The sequence below is a fragment of the Indolivaga alginatilytica genome, from assembly GCF_003201355.1.
Classification (GTDB): domain Bacteria; phylum Bacteroidota; class Bacteroidia; order Bacteroidales; family Dysgonomonadaceae; genus Dysgonomonas_A; species Dysgonomonas_A alginatilytica.
In genome coordinates, this window is the sequence record NZ_QICL01000024.1 from 41946 (window position 1) to 58539 (window position 16594).

A 16594-nucleotide genomic window follows, 5' to 3' on the forward strand; every position below is an offset into this window, starting at 1 on the left:
AATGTTTTATTCTCCAAATTCAAGGTCTAGAAGTTTTCCAAATTCAGCGCCAATCTCGTTCGATACATCATCTAAAATGTTTTGAGAAATGAGATTGTTTTCTTCGTCTAAAAGGACAGTTCTTTTTCCATCTTTTATAGAATAGGCAATCAAATTTTCTACTTTTATAACTTCTTCTTTGGGGATGATGTTGTACACTTTTTCAGCCAGTTCGGGCTTGTTTTTTATAATATTGCTGGCTTCGATTAGATTATTAAATGCTGCAAGGATATAGGGACTGTGGGTTGTAATAAACAGCTGAGAATTAGCTGAATTATAAACTCTAGCCAATAACTGCACCATCTTTTTTTGAGCATCAGGGTATAAATGAGCTTCGGGTTCTTCGATGTAAAGAGTCGAGAGGTGGCTATTTATAATAGATTGTAAAAACAAAATTAAAGGCAAAGCCTCTTGTTGTCCTGATGATGCATTTAGAAGATTAATTTTTCTTCCATCCTGTTGAGCTATAAAATCCTGACCTTCATCTTGGGTATAATTCCCCTTAATAATATCAGAGGAGATCTTATTTACAGATTTGAAATTGTCGTCATCTTCTATATAAGAATCAATAAAATCCTGTAGATCTTTTGCATGCTCATAATAAGATCCAAACTCAAGAAGAAAGGGGTCTAACGAATTTTCATTTTGTAATAAGCTAAATATATTTGATTGAACATTCGAAAAAAAACTTCGTCCGGCGGGAATAAAATATTGTATATGTTCTAATACTTTGGGAAGTTTAAATGAGCTTCTTATTCTAAGAGCTTCTTTACCTATGAAATGTCTACTTTTTAGACTATTTGTATCATCTTCTGCTTTTTTGAAGAGCTCAATTCCATCTGTGACAGTTTGTTTGAAAATCTCCATGAAGGGAGAAAAATTTATATTCATAACAGAATATTTTCCGCCTTTTACTGTTATTGAGATTTTATCTTCAATGGAGTATGTAATCTCAAATTCCTTGTCATTCCAAGATCCGCTAGGGAAATATTTGAAAAATATTTTTTGATAATATTGATCATATTGTTCAAAAGGTAAGCTGTTTAACTTTCCTACACCTTCCAAATACGACTTAAAAAAATACGCCAATTTTATCACTATACTCTTCCCGGCAGCTTGAGGCCCTATAAATACATTTATAGGTTTAAAATCGAATTCGATATGTTCAAATCCGGCAAAATTCTTGATAATAAGTTTCTCTTTAGCCATTTCTTTAAGTAGCGTTAAATATTTAATACGATATTTTATCAACATAACTGTCTCTAGTTGTTATGCTTGCCAAAGCAATAAAAGGTCTGCGACCTTAAAAGATAAGTGTATAATTCAAAGATATAATATTTATTCCAAATCTACTACTGTTATACCTGACCCTCCTAATTGTACGTGCTCATCCTGATAATTTTTCACACCATTTACTGTGCGTAAATAATCTCTTACCAGAAGCCGTAAAGCTCCCGTTCCTGTTCCATGAAGTATACGGACACGTCCTGCCCCGATCTGTATAGCATCGTCAATAAAATACATAACGGCTTGTAGAGCTTCATCACCACGCATTCCTCGCAAATCAATTTCCTGCCTGAAATTCAGTTTTTTGTCATAGGTCATATCACTGGTTTGAGAACTGACGAATGTGCTTTTCTGAGACTCACGCTTGATCTGGTTCTTACTGACTTTCTCAAGTGTATCCAGTTTTACGGTTGACTTTATCATACCGAAAGCTACTACTGCATTTTTACCTTGAATATCCATCACTTCTCCGGCAGAGGTTTGTCCTTTCATGCGAACGCTGTCCCCCACCGAAATAGTCTGCTGCTTTTCTTCTTTGGCAACTTTGGGCTTATCTTTCTTGTTCTTCTCTCTTTCTTGCAACTTTTGAATTTTGCGGCTGATTTTGTCGTCTGTCTGAACGTCCTCCGATTCTAATTTCGCTTTAAAAGCTGCAAGCCCCTGGCGTACTTCTTTTGTTTTCTCTTTCTCCGCATGAGCTTCTTTTATGCTGCGGATTGTATTTTCTATTTTCGCATTTGCTTCCGAAAGTAGCCGTTGTGCCTCTTCTTTGGCTTGGCGAATGATTTCTTTACGCTGTTTACCGACATCTGTCAGGTCTGTTTCGTATTGAGAGGTTATTTCTTCCAGGCGCTTTTCTTTCTGACGGATACTTTGTCGCTTGGTTTCCCAATAACGTCTGTCACGGACAATATCTTGCAGGTATTTATCCATATTAATGTAGTCACTGCCTACAATTTCTGAGGCTTCGGCAATAACATCTTCAGGTAAACCTATTTTACGCGCAATTTCGATTGCAAATGAACTTCCCGGATTACCTATCGACAGGGTAAATAAGGGCTGCATCAAGTGGCGGTCATAAAGCATGGCACCATTCACTACACCTTTGTGTTCGTTGGCAAAATGCTTTAAATTCTGATAGTGGGTGGTAATAACACCGAACGATTCTTTCTCGTTGAAACGTTTCAGTAATGATTCGGCAATAGCTCCTCCAATCTGTGGCTCTGTACCTCCACCAAATTCATCGATAAGTAATAACGATTTAGAATCGCAGTTGCGTACAAACATTTTCATATTGGTAAGATGCGAACTATATGTACTCAGGTCGTTCTCTATAGATTGCTCGTCACCTATGTCTATAAATATTTTGTCGAAAACACCTACTTTAGAACTTTCGGCTAATGGTATCAGTAAGCCGCATTGCACCATATATTGCAACAATCCTACGGTCTTCAAACATACGGATTTTCCTCCGGCATTAGGGCCTGATATTATAAGCAGCCGATTTTCATCGTCCAACCAAATATCGAGAGGTATAATCGATTTATTTTGTTTTTTATGTGACAAGTAAAGCAGGGGATGCTTCGCTTTATCCCATCCTACTTGCTGTTTATTTTCAACAGTTGGCTTTATAGCCTCAATATCAAGAGCAAAACGAGCTTTAGCACGAATGAAATCTATCCATGCCAGAAATTCATATGATTGAACGATATCGGGTGCCAGAGGACGTACTTCATCAGTAAAAGCAATTAGAATCTTCACAATCTCTCTACGTTCTTCACTTTCGAGTTCCCGTATGCGATTATTGGCTTCTACGACTTCGGCCGGTTCTATAAATACTGTTTTTCCCGATGCCGATTCGTCGTGTACAATTCCCTTTAGTTTACGTTTAAAGGCCGGAGCAACGGGGATAACCAAGCGTCCGTCACGCATGGTGGGTGTGACATCTTTCTCAACCAGTCCTTCCGATTGTGCAGCACGCAGGATTGCATTCAAGCTTCGGGAAATACCTCCCGATACATGGGTTATCTCTTTGCGAATACGGTTCAGATCGGAAGATGCATTGTCTTTGATGCGTCCGTATTTATCAAGTATTGCATCTATTTTAGTCAAAAGCTGAGGAAAAATAAGAACCTCTCCTGCCAATTCTTGCAAATGGGGATAAGGAGTATTTTCTTCGTCTTCTTTTTTTAGAAAACTAACAATGTCTCTGATAGTTTGTAACGATCTACGAAGGTCGAATACTGCACTTTCGTCTAACCATGTTCCTTCTACTCTGATATTTTTCAGTGCAGGGCGTACATCAAAGAAATGGTTTACAGGAAAATTGTCTTCTTCCTGAATGATGCGTATAAATTCTTCTGTTTGCGAAAGTTGACTTTGTATCAAATCGAAGTCGGAGGAAAAAGCCATATCTTCTACTTTCTCTTCTCCCAAGGTGCTCAGGCATTTATCGGTAAGAAACTGTCTGATCTTATCGAAGCCTATCTTATATTCAAAATTATCGGGGTATATCACTTTTCTATTTCTCTAAAGGTCACAGACCTGTTTATTGCTTTGTTAAGCATTTTTAATTACATGATTTTTGCAGTCAGATAATAGCATCAATTATTTACTGCACTTATTTTGAGGACACAAAGATAATAAAGTGATGGCAATAAATGAGTAGTACGAATGTTTTACAAGTCAGAAAGGAGATATTTTCTTACCAGTATTCTAAATATGGCTTCCTCATCGTGGTATTTCTCGAGAAGTTTTTCCCATTCATTTGTTTTGTATTTACGTGTTGTTCCTTTGCTATCACTATATTCCATCTCATCAAAGATGTTTTTCCTTAGTTTAGCCTGTTGTCTATTACTATTTTCATAGACTAAATCGCCGAATATATTTCTTTTGTAAGTTTCCGAATTACCGGAATTATCTTTAGTGATTTTATCTCCAAAGATATTAACTTGATGTTCTGTCTTTTTGTTTTCGTCCCCCCTATGTGTTCTTATGAGCCAAATAAAGCAGTCTTCTCTGTCTCCGTCAAATTTCTCGAGTAGTTCAGCCCATTGCTCTTTAGAATATTTACTCTCATTTTTCTTACTATCACTATATATAACATCATCAAATATGTTTTTCTTAAGAGATGCTTTAAAGTCTTTATTTCTATATTGTAAATCTCCGAATATATCAGTTGATATATTTTTGTATACATCGCCTCTATCTCTGCCATGCTGAGCAGGTAGATTTACGGTAAATGCTGTCAATAAGATTAATAATATTAGCTTTTTCATAAAAAAACAGATGCTTAAATTCTATGATTATAAAGATAAGAAAGTGAATCAAATAATTAGGTTGTCTGCAAACTTCTTTTTTGTGGATAGTGTTAATCTTAACTCAACTAAATATATTACATTTGGTAATATAAAATAATATTATCCTTTCTCTGATTTGTAGAAAAGAAATATTATTTCTAAAGAGTTTAATACACAACCAAAAATTACTTAAACAACTAAATTATGCCTAACTTTTTTAAATACTTTAGCCAATCGGCTTTTCTTTGTCTTTTTATACTCTTAACTCATTCATCGGATAGCTTAGCACAAGTAAATCAGATCACTTTTAATATGGAGCAAATTGACCTTTTGAAAGGACCAAGGACTAATATCAGCTGGATGTCGATGAAGCTTTGGGACAATTATAAAGGGGCTGGTGGCCCTACTGATTCGGGGACTGTATTAGAGATATATGGAAGAGCCGGGCACCAAACAGGACAGCTCTATTTTGGAGGGTATGACAATTCAAAGATACGATATAGAGAAGCTTTTTATGCTCAGAACGAATGGTCGGAATGGGTGACATTATTAGATTCAAAAAACAATGTTGAATCGGCAGGGAATTTGATACTGAAAGGAACGGGTAATAGTTCTATAAAAGGGAATTTATTGATTGGTGCTGAGAGTCAATTCCCCGGAGCCAGATTAACTGTCGGAGGAATGATTGCTTGCAAAGAGCTTAAAATAGACATTGCCGCCGGTGCCGATTTTGTATTTGACGAAGCTTATAAATTGAAAGACCTTGAGCTGATTAATGCTTTTATTCAGGAGAACAATCATTTACCGGATATCCCTTCTGAGGCTGTAATGAAAAAAGAAGGCTTGAATGTAAATGAATTTCAAATAAAACTACTTCAAAAGATAGAAGAACTGACTTTATACTCCATTCAACAGAATGAACAAATAAAACAATTACAGGATATAATTACTCGAAACGGATTAAAGTGACAGACTTTAAGAGGTAACTTTTTTATTTCGAAAAGGTCTCTGAATCCCGAATCCATACTTAAATATTGATTCGGGATTCATTTATTTTCTAAAACATTATAATCAACTTCCAGCTTACATTTTTATTACCATGTGCAGGCATTCTGTTTCCTCGTGAAACAGATAAAGTTGCAGTTTCGGGAACTCCCATGGCTTTCCAGACTCCACTTTTTGGACATTTTTCACCTGTGCGGGCAGTCATACCGAGACGGGGCTTCATCATAATTACTTTCTTTTTTTAAATTGTAAAATGCAAAGATAACCAAAGACTATTAGTGTTTTGATAATTTCTGAAATTTATAGTTCTCAGTTTCTAGGTTTAAGTGTTTTTTTCTTATATTTGAAACATAACACGTTCAAACCTAGAAATGAGTAAAACTTGGAAAATTATAATATTTGTATTATCATTTATTATTGTATTAGGTCTTTTCTTAGAAATTAGTTCTGGTGAGAAGAATAAAACTTGGGTTTTAAATGGCTTTACCATGTTTGGTACACTGTTATCCTTATGGGGTATTTGCTTAGCATATATGCAAATACACTCAGTAAAAGAAACTTCTGAAAAAATACAAAGTGAGGTTGCAAATTCTATAAAAGAAATTAACGAATTTTTTTCTTTCTCGGATATTAGTACAACAATAGAACGTATAAGAGAAATACATAATTATATTATCATAAATAAGATAGAATTGGCTTTGCTTAGAATGAAAGATCTAAAAATTCAACTGATAAATATTCACTCTAATAGTAAGTTGGGGACTTATATTGATTGTGACGCTTTTAAGCTTCTAATAAGAGATATAAATCTTGATATATCTCATATACACGATCATCTTTTAAGAGATAAGAATGTGAATTTATCAATGGTAAATAAACATTTAGAGACTACAAGTACAAGTTTAGAAGAAATAGTTAGTAAAATAAAAAATAGTAAATTATGATTCAAGAAAAGTACAAAACTATAATAGATAATCTTATTTCAGCAACTCAATCGGATAAGATTCAGTGGGGTAAAACCAGTAGGGATTCAGAGTATATAGTAAATGTAGGTCAGGGAAGTGTTACTATTGATTATAGTTCGAATAATGATCCGTTTTCATCTTCTTTTTATGAGGCTGTGAATTTTTCTATTCGGAATGATATCGGAGAACCTATAATAAGAATTTATGTACAAGATGAGGATGCTGAATATAAGTATTTAAAAGACTTTTATGATTTGGTGAATAATTCATATTTAAAAGCAGATAAAACAATTAATAGTATGATGGATTTTTTAAATAACTTAAAATAGATATTTTATAATTATTTATCAATCAAATATACTTTAATATTACAATATTATTATTACTTTTGTAACTCAGATATTCATAGGGTATTTGAGACGATATTTATAGATGATTACAACGAAAAAATATATAAGGTATAAAAGGAACAGGTTCTCGTAACTCTTGTTCCTTTTTTTTACCTACCTATGAACGAATAAACACTCATTTTTAATATAATAATTCTATCGCAAAATGCAGACAGACAAACCTGTACGATTGATTCTTGATGATGGGACTATCTTTGACGGAAGGTCTTTTGGTGCCGAAACTGCGGCTGCCGGCGAAGTGGTATTCAGTACTGCTATGGTGGGTTATCCAGAGAGTCTAACCGACCCTTCTTACATCGGACAAATCCTCACAGTAACGTTTCCTTTAGTTGGTAATTACGGAGTTCCGGAGGATTCTTTTACCAATGGTATTTCAGACTTTTTTGAGTCGGAAAAAATTCAGATTAGTGGTCTGATTATTTCGGATTACTCGCATGAGTATTCTCACTGGAATGCAAAGAAAAGTCTGGGCGAATGGCTTAAAGAGCATAATGTTCCGGGGATTTATGGTATTGATACACGTGAGCTCACTAAGATTCTTAGAGAAAAAGGTTCGATGAAAGGCAAGATCGTTTTTGGAGATGAAAACGAAATTGACTTTTTGGATCCTAATATCGAGAATCAGGTTGCTAAAGCCAGTTGTAAAGAAGTTATCACTTACGGAACCGGAGCTAAAAAAGTAGTGATGGTAGATTGTGGTGTGAAGCACAATATTATACGTTGTCTCTTGAAGAGGGACATCACCCTTATTCGTGTGCCTTGGGATTACGACTTTAATCAGATAGAGTTTGACGGATTGTTTATTTCTAACGGACCGGGTAACCCCGATTTTTGTGAAACGACAGTTCAGAATATACGCAAAGCAATGGAAACAGGTAAACCTATCTGTGGAATTTGCATGGGGAATCAACTCTTATCGAAAGCAGGTGGAGCAACTGTATACAAATTAAAATACGGACACCGCAGCCACAATCAACCTGTAAGATTGGCCAATAGCGAAAGATGTTTCATCACTTCACAAAATCATGGATTTGCGGTTTCAAATGCATCTCTGGGTGAAGATTGGGAACCACTTTTCACTAACCTGAATGATGGAACCAATGAAGGTATTCGTCACAAAACGAAACCGTTTTTCTCTGCACAGTTTCACCCCGAAGCTGCCAGCGGTCCTACTGATACAGATTTCATATTCGATATGTTTTTTGATAAACTGTAAGGTCACCGACCTTTTTATGATTACTTATTCTAAAATAAATAAGCCAACATGGATAAAGATATAAAGAAAGTACTGGTACTCGGTTCGGGAGCATTAAAGATTGGGGAAGCTGGAGAGTTTGACTACTCGGGTTCTCAAGCTTTGAAAGCTTTAAAAGAAGAAGGAATCGAAACAGTACTCATCAATCCGAATATTGCTACTGTGCAAACTTCGGAAGGAAGTGCGGATAAAATATATTTCCTGCCTATTACTCCATACTTTGTGGAGAAAGTGGTTCAAAAAGAAAAACCTGATGGAATACTGCTTGCTTTCGGTGGACAAACTGCATTGAATTGCGGTGTTCAACTATTCGAACAAGGTATTCTTGATAAATACAACCTAAGAGTTTTGGGAACGCCTGTTCAGGCAATCATGGACACAGAAGACCGTGAATTGTTTGTTCAAAAGCTGGATCAGATAGACGTAAAAACCATCAAAAGTATGGCGGTAGGATCTATCGAAGATGCAGTTAAAGCGGCAGCCGAACTGGGTTATCCCATCATTGTACGTGCAGCTTATGCTTTGGGTGGTCTGGGATCAGGGTTCTGTAACAACGAACAGGAACTACGTTCTCTTGCCGAAAAAGCATTGAATTATTCTACTCAACTTTTGGTCGAAAGATCTCTTAAGGGTTGGAAAGAAATAGAATACGAAGTTGTACGCGATAAGTATGACAACTGTATGACGGTTTGTAATATGGAAAACTTCGATCCGCTTGGTATTCATACCGGCGAGAGTATCGTAGTTGCACCATCGCAAACACTTACAAATACAGAATTCCACAAATTACGTGAAATTGCTATCCGAATTGTAAGACATATCGGTATTGTAGGAGAGTGTAATGTACAATATGCATTCGACCCTGAGTCGGAAGACTATCGTGTAATCGAAGTAAATGCACGTCTGAGCCGTTCATCTGCTTTGGCATCTAAAGCAACGGGATATCCTTTGGCTTTCGTGGCCGCTAAATTAGGTTTGGGTTACGGTCTGTTCGAACTAAAAAATTCGGTGACCAAATCAACAAGTGCCTTCTTTGAGCCCGCTCTCGACTACATTGTAGTGAAAATACCTCGTTGGGATTTAGGTAAATTCCACGGAGTATCCAAAGAAATCGGTTCGAGTATGAAATCTGTCGGAGAGATTATGGCTATCGGCCGTAATTTTGAAGAGGCAATACAAAAAGGGCTTCGTATGTTGAATATCGGTATGCACGGATTTACGGCTAACAAGCCCCTTCCGGTAGATGATATCGATTACGAGTTGAGCAACCCTACCGATAAACGTATATTCTACATATATCAGGCATTTGCGAAAGGATATGATATCGACAAGATTCATGATCTGACAAAAATTGACAGATGGTTCCTTCAAAAACTGAATTATATTTTTAAATGTTCGGAAGAACTGAAAAGATACGACGATATACAATCGCTTCCTATCGACTTGCTTCGTACTTCGAAACAAAAAGGATTCTCGGATTTCCAGATTGCCAAAACGATCTGTAAAGACCCAACTTTGGTTGACAGTGCTGCAAGAGATATACGTACTATCAGAAAACAAAACGGAATAGTACCCGTTGTGAAACAGATTGATACTCTGGCTGCCGAATATCCTGCACAAACCAATTATCTGTATCTGACTTACAATGGCAGAACAAACGACGTGAAATACTTGGGAGACCATAAATCGGTTATCGTTCTCGGTTCGGGAGCTTACCGTATCGGTTCTTCGGTAGAATTTGACTGGTGTTCGGTGAATGCCCTGCAAACTGTCCGCAAAGAAGGATACCGCTCGGTAATGATCAACTATAACCCTGAGACGGTTTCGACCGACTACGATATGTGTGATCGCTTGTACTTCGATGAGTTGACTTACGAGCGTGTGATGGATATTATCGAACTGGAAAATCCTCATGGGGTGATTCTTTCGGTAGGAGGCCAGATACCTAACAACTTGGCTATCCGTCTGGATGAGGCTAAGGTGAATATTTTGGGTACTACAGCAAAAAGTATAGACAATGCAGAGGATCGTCACAAATTCTCGAGCATGCTGGATAGAATAAAAGTAGACCAACCACGTTGGAAAGAGCTTACTTCTCTGGATGATATCAAGCTGTTTGTAGACGAAGTAGGTTATCCGGTGTTGATCCGTCCGTCTTATGTGCTTTCGGGTGCAGCGATGAATGTATGCTCTAACGATCAGGAATTGGAGAACTTCTTGGGCTTAGCGGCCGAGGTGTCGAAAAAGCATCCTGTAGTTGTGTCTGAATTTATCGAAAATGCAAAAGAGGTTGAATTTGATGCGGTAGCGGATAAAGGAGACATCGTGATGTATGCAATTTCGGAACACGTAGAGTTTGCCGGAGTTCACTCAGGTGACGCAACAATCCAGTTCCCTGCACAACGCCTCTATGTGGAGACTATCCGCAGAGTAAAAAAAGTGGCTCGTGAGATTGCTCATGCACTTCAAATATCAGGCCCCTTCAATATTCAGTTTCTGGCAAAGGGAAATGAGATAAAGGTGATCGAATGTAATCTTAGAGCATCACGCTCATTCCCATTTGTATCGAAAGTTTTGAAGATTAACTTTATAGAACTGGCTACTCAGGTAATGCTGGGCATGAAGGTAGAGAAACCAAGCAAGAATGCTTTCGATCTGGATTATGTCGGTATCAAAGCATCTCAGTTCTCGTTCTCACGTCTGCAAAAAGCCGATCCTGTATTAGGTGTCGATATGGCTTCGACCGGTGAGGTGGGATGTATCGGAGATAACTTCGATGATGCAATGCTTAAATCGATGTTGTCGGTAGGATATCGTATACCTAAGAAGACAGTGTTATTCTCTACAGGACCTGCTAAATCGAAAGTGGCCTTGCTAGAGGCAGCACAGCTGCTTCACGAAAAAGGATACGACATTTATGCGACAGGTGGTTCTCAGAAATTCTTGGTGGATAACGGAGTACCTGCAACTCAGGTATACTGGCCATCGGAAGATCAAAAACCAAGTGCTTTGGAGATGATCCAGGACAAGCAAATCGACTTGGTAGTGAATATACCAAAGAACTTCTCGAGCAGTGAGCTGAACAATGGCTATAAAATCCGTAGGGCTTCTATCGACTTTAATGTTCCATTGTTGACCAATTCACGATTGGCATCAGCATTTATCCAAGCATTCTGCAAATTAAATGTAGATGATCTTGAAATCAAAGCATGGGATGAGTACGAGTAAATAACTCGAATCATCATAACATATAGAAATAGCGGCTATCCAAATGGACAGCCGCTATTTAGTTGTATAAATATCCGGACAAAGGTTTTATCTATCAATAAAGAGCCTGTTTTATGATATTAAGACAAAAAAGTAAACCATGCAAAAAGTGTCACTTTTGTTACCTTTGTAACTTTTTAAAAAATAAGTCACTAACAAACAGAATATTATAAAACATAAAAAGTAACACTTAGCGGTTACCTTTGTTACCTTATTGATTACTTTTTGGAACTTTTGTAACGGATCTTACAATTCACATCTGGTGGCACACATCTGAAATATTGATAGGCGGCAACAACATTTAATAAAATAAACTTAGGTACCGAAAATAAGTAAAAAAACTTACCTTTGTAATTTCCATTTTAATACGTTATCACATGTCAGCTATGTCAACACTCACAGGAACAATAAAAAGGTCTGCGACCTTATTACTATTTATTTTTATAACAATGAGCAATATTAATTCACAAGAAAAAGATACTTTGGTTGTAATAGAAACAACATTCGGTAATATCAAACTGAAATTGTATAATGATACGCCTTTGCATAGGGATAATTTTTTGAAGTTGATAAACGACAGTGCATACAAGGATTTGTTGTTTCACCGTGTAATCAAAGATTTTATGATTCAGGGAGGCGATCCTCAATCGAGAGTTGCCGCCGATGGCTCGTCTTTGGGAGGCGGTGATCTTAATTATACAGTTCCTGCAGAATTCAGATTACCCACACATTTCCATAAAAGAGGAGCTTTAGCGGCTGCCCGTACGGGTGATGATGTAAATCCTCAGAAAGAATCGTCAGCTATTCAGTTTTATATCGTTACGGGAAAGAAATATTCGGATAAGGATCTTACAAAAATGGAAAAGGAACGTCAAGCCAGAACTGTTCAGACGAGGTTTAATGAACTTCAAATAGAATATAAAAGTGCAATTAAAGATTTTTACAGTAGTGGAGACCGTGATTCTTTAGCAGAATTCAGACAACGATTGTACGCCGAAGCTCAGGAAGAGGCTCAAAATAATGTTGCAAATGTATTTACACCCGAGCAGCGAAAAGCGTATAAAGAAGTTGGTGGTACACCTAAATTAGACGGTGCATATACCGTATTCGGAGAAGTGGTGGAAGGCCTTGATGTTGTAGATCAGATACAGAAAGTAAAAACGAATGCAAGTGACCGCCCTATAGAAAACGTGAAAATGGATGTTAAGATTGTAGTGCAATAAATTCCGGTTATTTATTAATCAATAGTTGAATCAATCAGTCATCTACTTGCAGTTGGAACAAAATATTCAGATACGAAAAAGATATGTGCATCTAAATAGATTATATTTGAACGGTAAATATATGTATTGCCGGTTTCCCCTCCTTGTTATACATAGACCGGGAAACTAATTCGAGCAGATTTATACTTAACAAACAGAGACTATGCTAGAAATACCTGAATCGAAAAACATCAGTAAACAATTAGCCAACGTTTTAATTGGCAAAACAATTACAGAGGTAGTAAATGCCACAAGTCCTCATAGTTTTACATGGTACTATCAAGACCCTCTAAAATATGGGGAGACTCTCATGGGCAGAGAAGTTGAAGCTACAAAAGGTCATGGTTCATTCGTAGATATCTACTGTGATAAAAATACAGCTATAACTGTGGGTGACGGAACCAATATAAAATACTATTCACCTCTCGAACCTCAGCCCAAAAAGCATCAATTATTAATAGTATTTGACGACAGAAGCTTTATTGCTTTCACTGTATCTATGTATGGCAGTATACAAGCTTACAAAGGAGTTCTTGACAATCCATACCATCAAGGCAGCCTTAGTAAAATATCTCCATTGGAAGATTCCTTTGACGAGGCATATCTTGATAGCATATTCAAAAGTGTAACTAAAAACTTATCCATAAAAGCCCTTCTTGCGACTGAACAACGTATTCCGGGATTGGGCAATGGCGTTTTACAGGATATTCTTTTTAATGCAGGTATTCATCCTAAAAGAAAAATATCTACTATCTCAGATTTTGAAAAGGGAGAATTATACCATAGCATAAAAACTACATTAGCCGACATGACTGACAAAGGAGGAAGAGATACCGAAAAAGATATCTACGGAAAATCGGGACGCTACAAATCCATACTTTCCAAAAACACATACAAAGACCCCTGCTTAAATTGTGGAGATACAATTATAAAAGAGGCGTATCTGGGTGGAAGTATTTACTACTGTCCCACTTGCCAACGAATCTGATCAGCAAGATAAAATATAAAAACGAGACTACCTTTCGAATAGTCTCGTTTTTAGTTCTGTTTAATTAACTATGAACCAATAGCTTTTATTTACTCATCTTCAGTATATGCAATCTCTCCATGTTGAGATATATCAAGACCAATAGATTCCTCATCTTTGCTAACTCGTAAACCTACAAGCTTATCCACAATAAAGAATAATATAATTGTACCAATAGCACTAAATGCGATTGAAGCTCCACTGGCAACTACCTGTATCCATAATTGATTCCAATCTCCGGACAAAGCACCTTGCACACCATCGGCACCTGTCACAAACCGAGTGGCAAATACACCTGTCAGTATTGCACCTACAAGACCTCCGATACCATGCACCCCAAATGCATCTAAAGAATCATCGTATTTTAGTCTTGGTTTTACAAATGCCACCATCACAAAGCAAACCAGAGCCGAAGCCAATCCTATGAAAAATGCACCCATAGCATCAACCGTTCCGGCGGCAGGAGTAATAGCTACCAAACCGGCTACAGCTCCCGTACATATACCAACAACGGTAGGCTTTTTATTTATAATCCATTCCAGAGACATCCATGTTACAGCAGCAACAGCGGTTGCCAGATGTGTTACAAGAAAAGCATTAGCAGCTAATCCGTCAGCAGCCAATCCGCTACCCGCATTAAAGCCAATCCATCCCAACCATAGCAAAGCTGTTCCTATAACCACAAATGGTATATTGTGAGGAGTTACAGGATGCCCCGTTGTGCGATACCCCTTACGACGACCTAGCATTATAGCCATTATAAGAGCTGATATACCTGCATTGATATGCACTACTGTTCCCCCGGCAAAGTCAATAGCTCCCATTTCCTGCATCCAGCCGCCACCCCAAACCCAGTGTGCCATTGGATTATAAATAAGAATAGCCCATAGTATGGTAAAGAGTAAAAATCCTGAAAATTTAATTCTTTCAGCAAAAGCACCAATAATCAAGGCAGGAGTTATTACCGCAAACATACACTGAAACAATACAAATAATATCTCGGGAATATTTCCTGCTGTCAGTGAATCGAGTGTAATACCATGTAAAAAGACTTTATCAAATCCACCTATTACCGCTCCTAACGAACTACCGCTTTCCATAAAGCCTGTACCAAACACCCAACTATAACCGATAGCTATCCACTCTATGGTTATAACTGCTGTAATAATAAGGCATTGCATCATTATACTCAGAATATTCTTTTGACGAACCAATCCTCCGTAAAACAAAGCCAGTCCCGGTATGGTCATCATTAAAACCAATACGGTAGCCACTATAATCCAGGCTGTATTTCCCGAATCTAAAGTTGCTGCGGGAACTGCTTCTGCAGCCTCCTGTGCCATTAACGCCGGAGCAGCCAGTAATAATCCGGCCAATGCTGTATATCGAATCAATCTCTTTTTCATAATCACGTTTACCTTTTGAATTTTTATACCTGATAACCTCTTTTTATTATTTCTCGTCTAATTCATCCTCTCTATTGTAAAGAGATTCGTCCCCGTGATCACCTGTGCGGATTCTAATAGATTGCTCTATAGAAGATACGAATATGCGTCCGTCTCCACTTTCGCCTGTATATGCAGATTTCAATATTGCATCAATAGATTTATCTACATTTATATTCCTTACTACAAACGATATATAAATCCGATCGATGGCATTTATATCATAAGCAATACCTCTGAATATTAACCCTTGCTTGGCATCGCCTTGCCCTTTAACATCCCACCACGACAGAAAATCGATATCTGCTTCGTGAAGAGCTTTACGCACTTCATTAAATTTGGATTTGCGAACAATCGCTTCTATTTTTTTCATCTTTTCATTTATTAAGGTCTCAGACCTATTTGTTACTTTGATTAGCATTCTCTACAACTGACAGTTATTATTAAATCATATTGAAGTATATACCTGTTGTTTATTATTCTATATTCTTATCTAAGAGTTATCCCGAATACAAAGTTGATATCTTCGTGAACAGGATTCACTATTACATTGGCAAATATGGGTACGCTGAACGAATCTGTAATTTTGATTTCTTTCGAAGCCCCCAATTGCACTGATGTAAAGCTGAACTTGTCTGTACCATAAATTGTACTAGCCCAAGGAGTAAATCCCGTACTAATTTTGAAACCAACTTCTTTTATTGAGAAAGGATAAGCTAACTCGACATAAGTGGAAAACGAGTTATCTCCATTTGCTTTTTTATTAGCTTGCCCGAATATGAATGTATTCCATGAAAAAGTAAGAGGAAAAGATTCAGGAAGAGTATAAGCTATGGCTGTTTCGAAAGAATGTCCGACATTGCCGGCCGTAGGAGAACTAAAGTAATGGAATGCATCTTCACCATCCCACCAATAGTCGGTAGCAGTAATTGTTACATTATTGCTGGAATAAGCTGCGTAAAAATCTACTTCTTTATGGTTATTACTTGTAACATCGACCGATCCCCATACACCTAGAGTAAATCCACTTAAGGATGCTGAAACCGCCGGCTGTGCACTTGCTCCGGCTGCTTGTTTGATTCCCCTCCAAACATAACTGCTAACAAGGTCGGCGGAAAGATTTGCCTTCAATTTTGATTCTGATTCAGATTGAGCTGAAACCTCAATAGTAGATAGTGAACAACATGCCATTAAACCTAAAATACACTTTTTGCCCCTCATACTCAAATTACTTTAAAGATGTTAATACTTTATATATTACAGAAATTTGAAACCTAAAACGAGAAATATGTATCACATATCACATTTACACCACGAAAGTAAATCTTTTTGT

14 protein-coding genes are annotated in these 16594 nt (G+C 37.2%); 7 read left to right on the top strand and 7 right to left on the bottom strand.

What is annotated here, in order from left to right; all coding sequences use genetic code 11:
* Window positions 1–6: 6 nt before the first annotated feature.
* From CLV62_RS15920 to CLV62_RS15930, 3 genes are all read right to left on the bottom strand, one after another.
* Complete coding sequence (locus tag CLV62_RS15920; protein ID WP_170120076.1) at window positions 7–1248, bottom strand: AAA family ATPase; 1242 nt, start codon at window positions 1246–1248, stop codon at window positions 7–9.
* A 129-nt stretch (window positions 1249–1377) separates the two neighbouring features.
* Window positions 1378–3843 (bottom strand): endonuclease MutS2, encoded by a 2466-nt coding sequence (locus CLV62_RS15925; RefSeq protein WP_110311767.1) that lies wholly within the window; start codon window positions 3841–3843, stop codon window positions 1378–1380.
* A gap of 161 nt (window positions 3844–4004) precedes the next feature.
* Window positions 4005–4604, bottom strand: a complete 600-nt coding sequence (locus CLV62_RS15930; RefSeq protein WP_110311768.1) for a hypothetical protein — start codon at window positions 4602–4604, stop codon at window positions 4005–4007.
* 225 nt (window positions 4605–4829) lie between these two features.
* Here CLV62_RS15930 and CLV62_RS15935 point away from each other — a divergent pair, with 225 nt between their 5' ends.
* Complete coding sequence (locus CLV62_RS15935) at window positions 4830–5594, top strand: hypothetical protein (protein ID WP_110311769.1); 765 nt, start codon at window positions 4830–4832, stop codon at window positions 5592–5594.
* Window positions 5595–5682: 88 nt separating this feature from the next.
* Here CLV62_RS15935 and CLV62_RS21745 read toward each other — a convergent pair whose 3' ends face one another.
* Window positions 5683–5856, bottom strand: a complete 174-nt coding sequence (locus CLV62_RS21745) for a hypothetical protein (protein ID WP_170120077.1) — start codon at window positions 5854–5856, stop codon at window positions 5683–5685.
* A 145-nt stretch (window positions 5857–6001) separates the two neighbouring features.
* Between CLV62_RS21745 and CLV62_RS15940 the strand changes: the two genes are divergently transcribed.
* From CLV62_RS15940 to CLV62_RS15965, 6 genes are all read left to right on the top strand, one after another.
* Window positions 6002–6574, top strand: a complete 573-nt coding sequence (locus tag CLV62_RS15940; protein WP_110311770.1) for a hypothetical protein — start codon at window positions 6002–6004, stop codon at window positions 6572–6574.
* On the top strand, window positions 6571–6924 hold the full coding sequence (locus tag CLV62_RS15945) for a hypothetical protein (protein ID WP_110311771.1): 354 nt from the start codon (window positions 6571–6573) through the stop codon (window positions 6922–6924). The genes CLV62_RS15940 and CLV62_RS15945 overlap by 4 nt, the downstream gene beginning before the upstream one ends.
* Before the next feature lie 226 nt (window positions 6925–7150).
* Window positions 7151–8221, top strand: coding sequence for a glutamine-hydrolyzing carbamoyl-phosphate synthase small subunit (carA, locus tag CLV62_RS15950; RefSeq protein WP_110311772.1), 1071 nt, complete (start codon window positions 7151–7153; stop codon window positions 8219–8221).
* A 48-nt stretch (window positions 8222–8269) separates the two neighbouring features.
* Entirely contained in the window at window positions 8270–11488 is a 3219-nt protein-coding gene (gene carB, locus CLV62_RS15955) for a carbamoyl-phosphate synthase (glutamine-hydrolyzing) large subunit (protein ID WP_110311773.1), read from the top strand.
* Between the two features lie 488 nt (window positions 11489–11976).
* Window positions 11977–12750, top strand: coding sequence for a peptidylprolyl isomerase (locus CLV62_RS15960; RefSeq protein WP_110311774.1), 774 nt, complete (start codon window positions 11977–11979; stop codon window positions 12748–12750).
* Window positions 12751–12952: 202 nt separating this feature from the next.
* Window positions 12953–13777: an endonuclease VIII gene (locus CLV62_RS15965; protein WP_110311775.1), complete on the top strand. Its 825-nt coding sequence runs from the start codon at window positions 12953–12955 to the stop codon at window positions 13775–13777.
* An 89-nt stretch (window positions 13778–13866) separates the two neighbouring features.
* Here the strand turns inward: CLV62_RS15965 and CLV62_RS15970 are convergent, their stop codons facing one another.
* From CLV62_RS15970 to CLV62_RS22415, 3 genes are all read right to left on the bottom strand, one after another.
* Window positions 13867–15222 carry an ammonium transporter gene (locus CLV62_RS15970; protein ID WP_110311776.1) on the bottom strand — a complete coding sequence of 452 codons (1356 nt, stop codon included), beginning with the start codon at window positions 15220–15222 and terminating at the stop codon, window positions 13867–13869.
* Window positions 15223–15268: 46 nt separating this feature from the next.
* Window positions 15269–15634, bottom strand: coding sequence for a P-II family nitrogen regulator (locus CLV62_RS15975; RefSeq protein ID WP_110311777.1), 366 nt, complete (start codon window positions 15632–15634; stop codon window positions 15269–15271).
* A 116-nt stretch (window positions 15635–15750) separates the two neighbouring features.
* The gene (locus CLV62_RS22415) at window positions 15751–16482 is read right to left on the bottom strand and encodes a TorF family putative porin (RefSeq protein ID WP_245904106.1); all 732 of its coding nucleotides are present in this window, start codon (window positions 16480–16482) and stop codon (window positions 15751–15753) included.
* Window positions 16483–16594 lie beyond the last annotated feature (112 nt).

Excerpts from the sequence above, each read along its gene's own strand:
- CLV62_RS15920 (WP_170120076.1), bottom strand. The coding sequence starts at position 1,248 with ATGGCTAAAGAGAAACTTATTATCAAGAATTTTGCCGGATTTGAACAT.
- CLV62_RS15930 (WP_110311768.1), bottom strand. The coding sequence starts at position 4,604 with ATGAAAAAGCTAATATTATTAATCTTATTGACAGCATTTACCGTAAAT.
- CLV62_RS15935 (WP_110311769.1), top strand. The coding sequence starts at position 4,830 with ATGCCTAACTTTTTTAAATACTTTAGCCAATCGGCTTTTCTTTGTCTT.
- CLV62_RS21745 (WP_170120077.1), bottom strand. The coding sequence starts at position 5,856 with ATGATGAAGCCCCGTCTCGGTATGACTGCCCGCACAGGTGAAAAATGT.
- CLV62_RS15940 (WP_110311770.1), top strand. The coding sequence starts at position 6,002 with ATGAGTAAAACTTGGAAAATTATAATATTTGTATTATCATTTATTATT.
- CLV62_RS15945 (WP_110311771.1), top strand. The coding sequence starts at position 6,571 with ATGATTCAAGAAAAGTACAAAACTATAATAGATAATCTTATTTCAGCA.
- carA (WP_110311772.1), top strand. The coding sequence starts at position 7,151 with ATGCAGACAGACAAACCTGTACGATTGATTCTTGATGATGGGACTATC.
- carB (WP_110311773.1), top strand. The coding sequence starts at position 8,270 with ATGGATAAAGATATAAAGAAAGTACTGGTACTCGGTTCGGGAGCATTA.
- CLV62_RS15960 (WP_110311774.1), top strand. The coding sequence starts at position 11,977 with ATGAGCAATATTAATTCACAAGAAAAAGATACTTTGGTTGTAATAGAA.
- CLV62_RS15965 (WP_110311775.1), top strand. The coding sequence starts at position 12,953 with ATGCTAGAAATACCTGAATCGAAAAACATCAGTAAACAATTAGCCAAC.
- CLV62_RS15970 (WP_110311776.1), bottom strand. The coding sequence starts at position 15,222 with ATGAAAAAGAGATTGATTCGATATACAGCATTGGCCGGATTATTACTG.
- CLV62_RS15975 (WP_110311777.1), bottom strand. The coding sequence starts at position 15,634 with ATGAAAAAAATAGAAGCGATTGTTCGCAAATCCAAATTTAATGAAGTG.
- CLV62_RS22415 (WP_245904106.1), bottom strand. The coding sequence starts at position 16,482 with ATGAGGGGCAAAAAGTGTATTTTAGGTTTAATGGCATGTTGTTCACTA.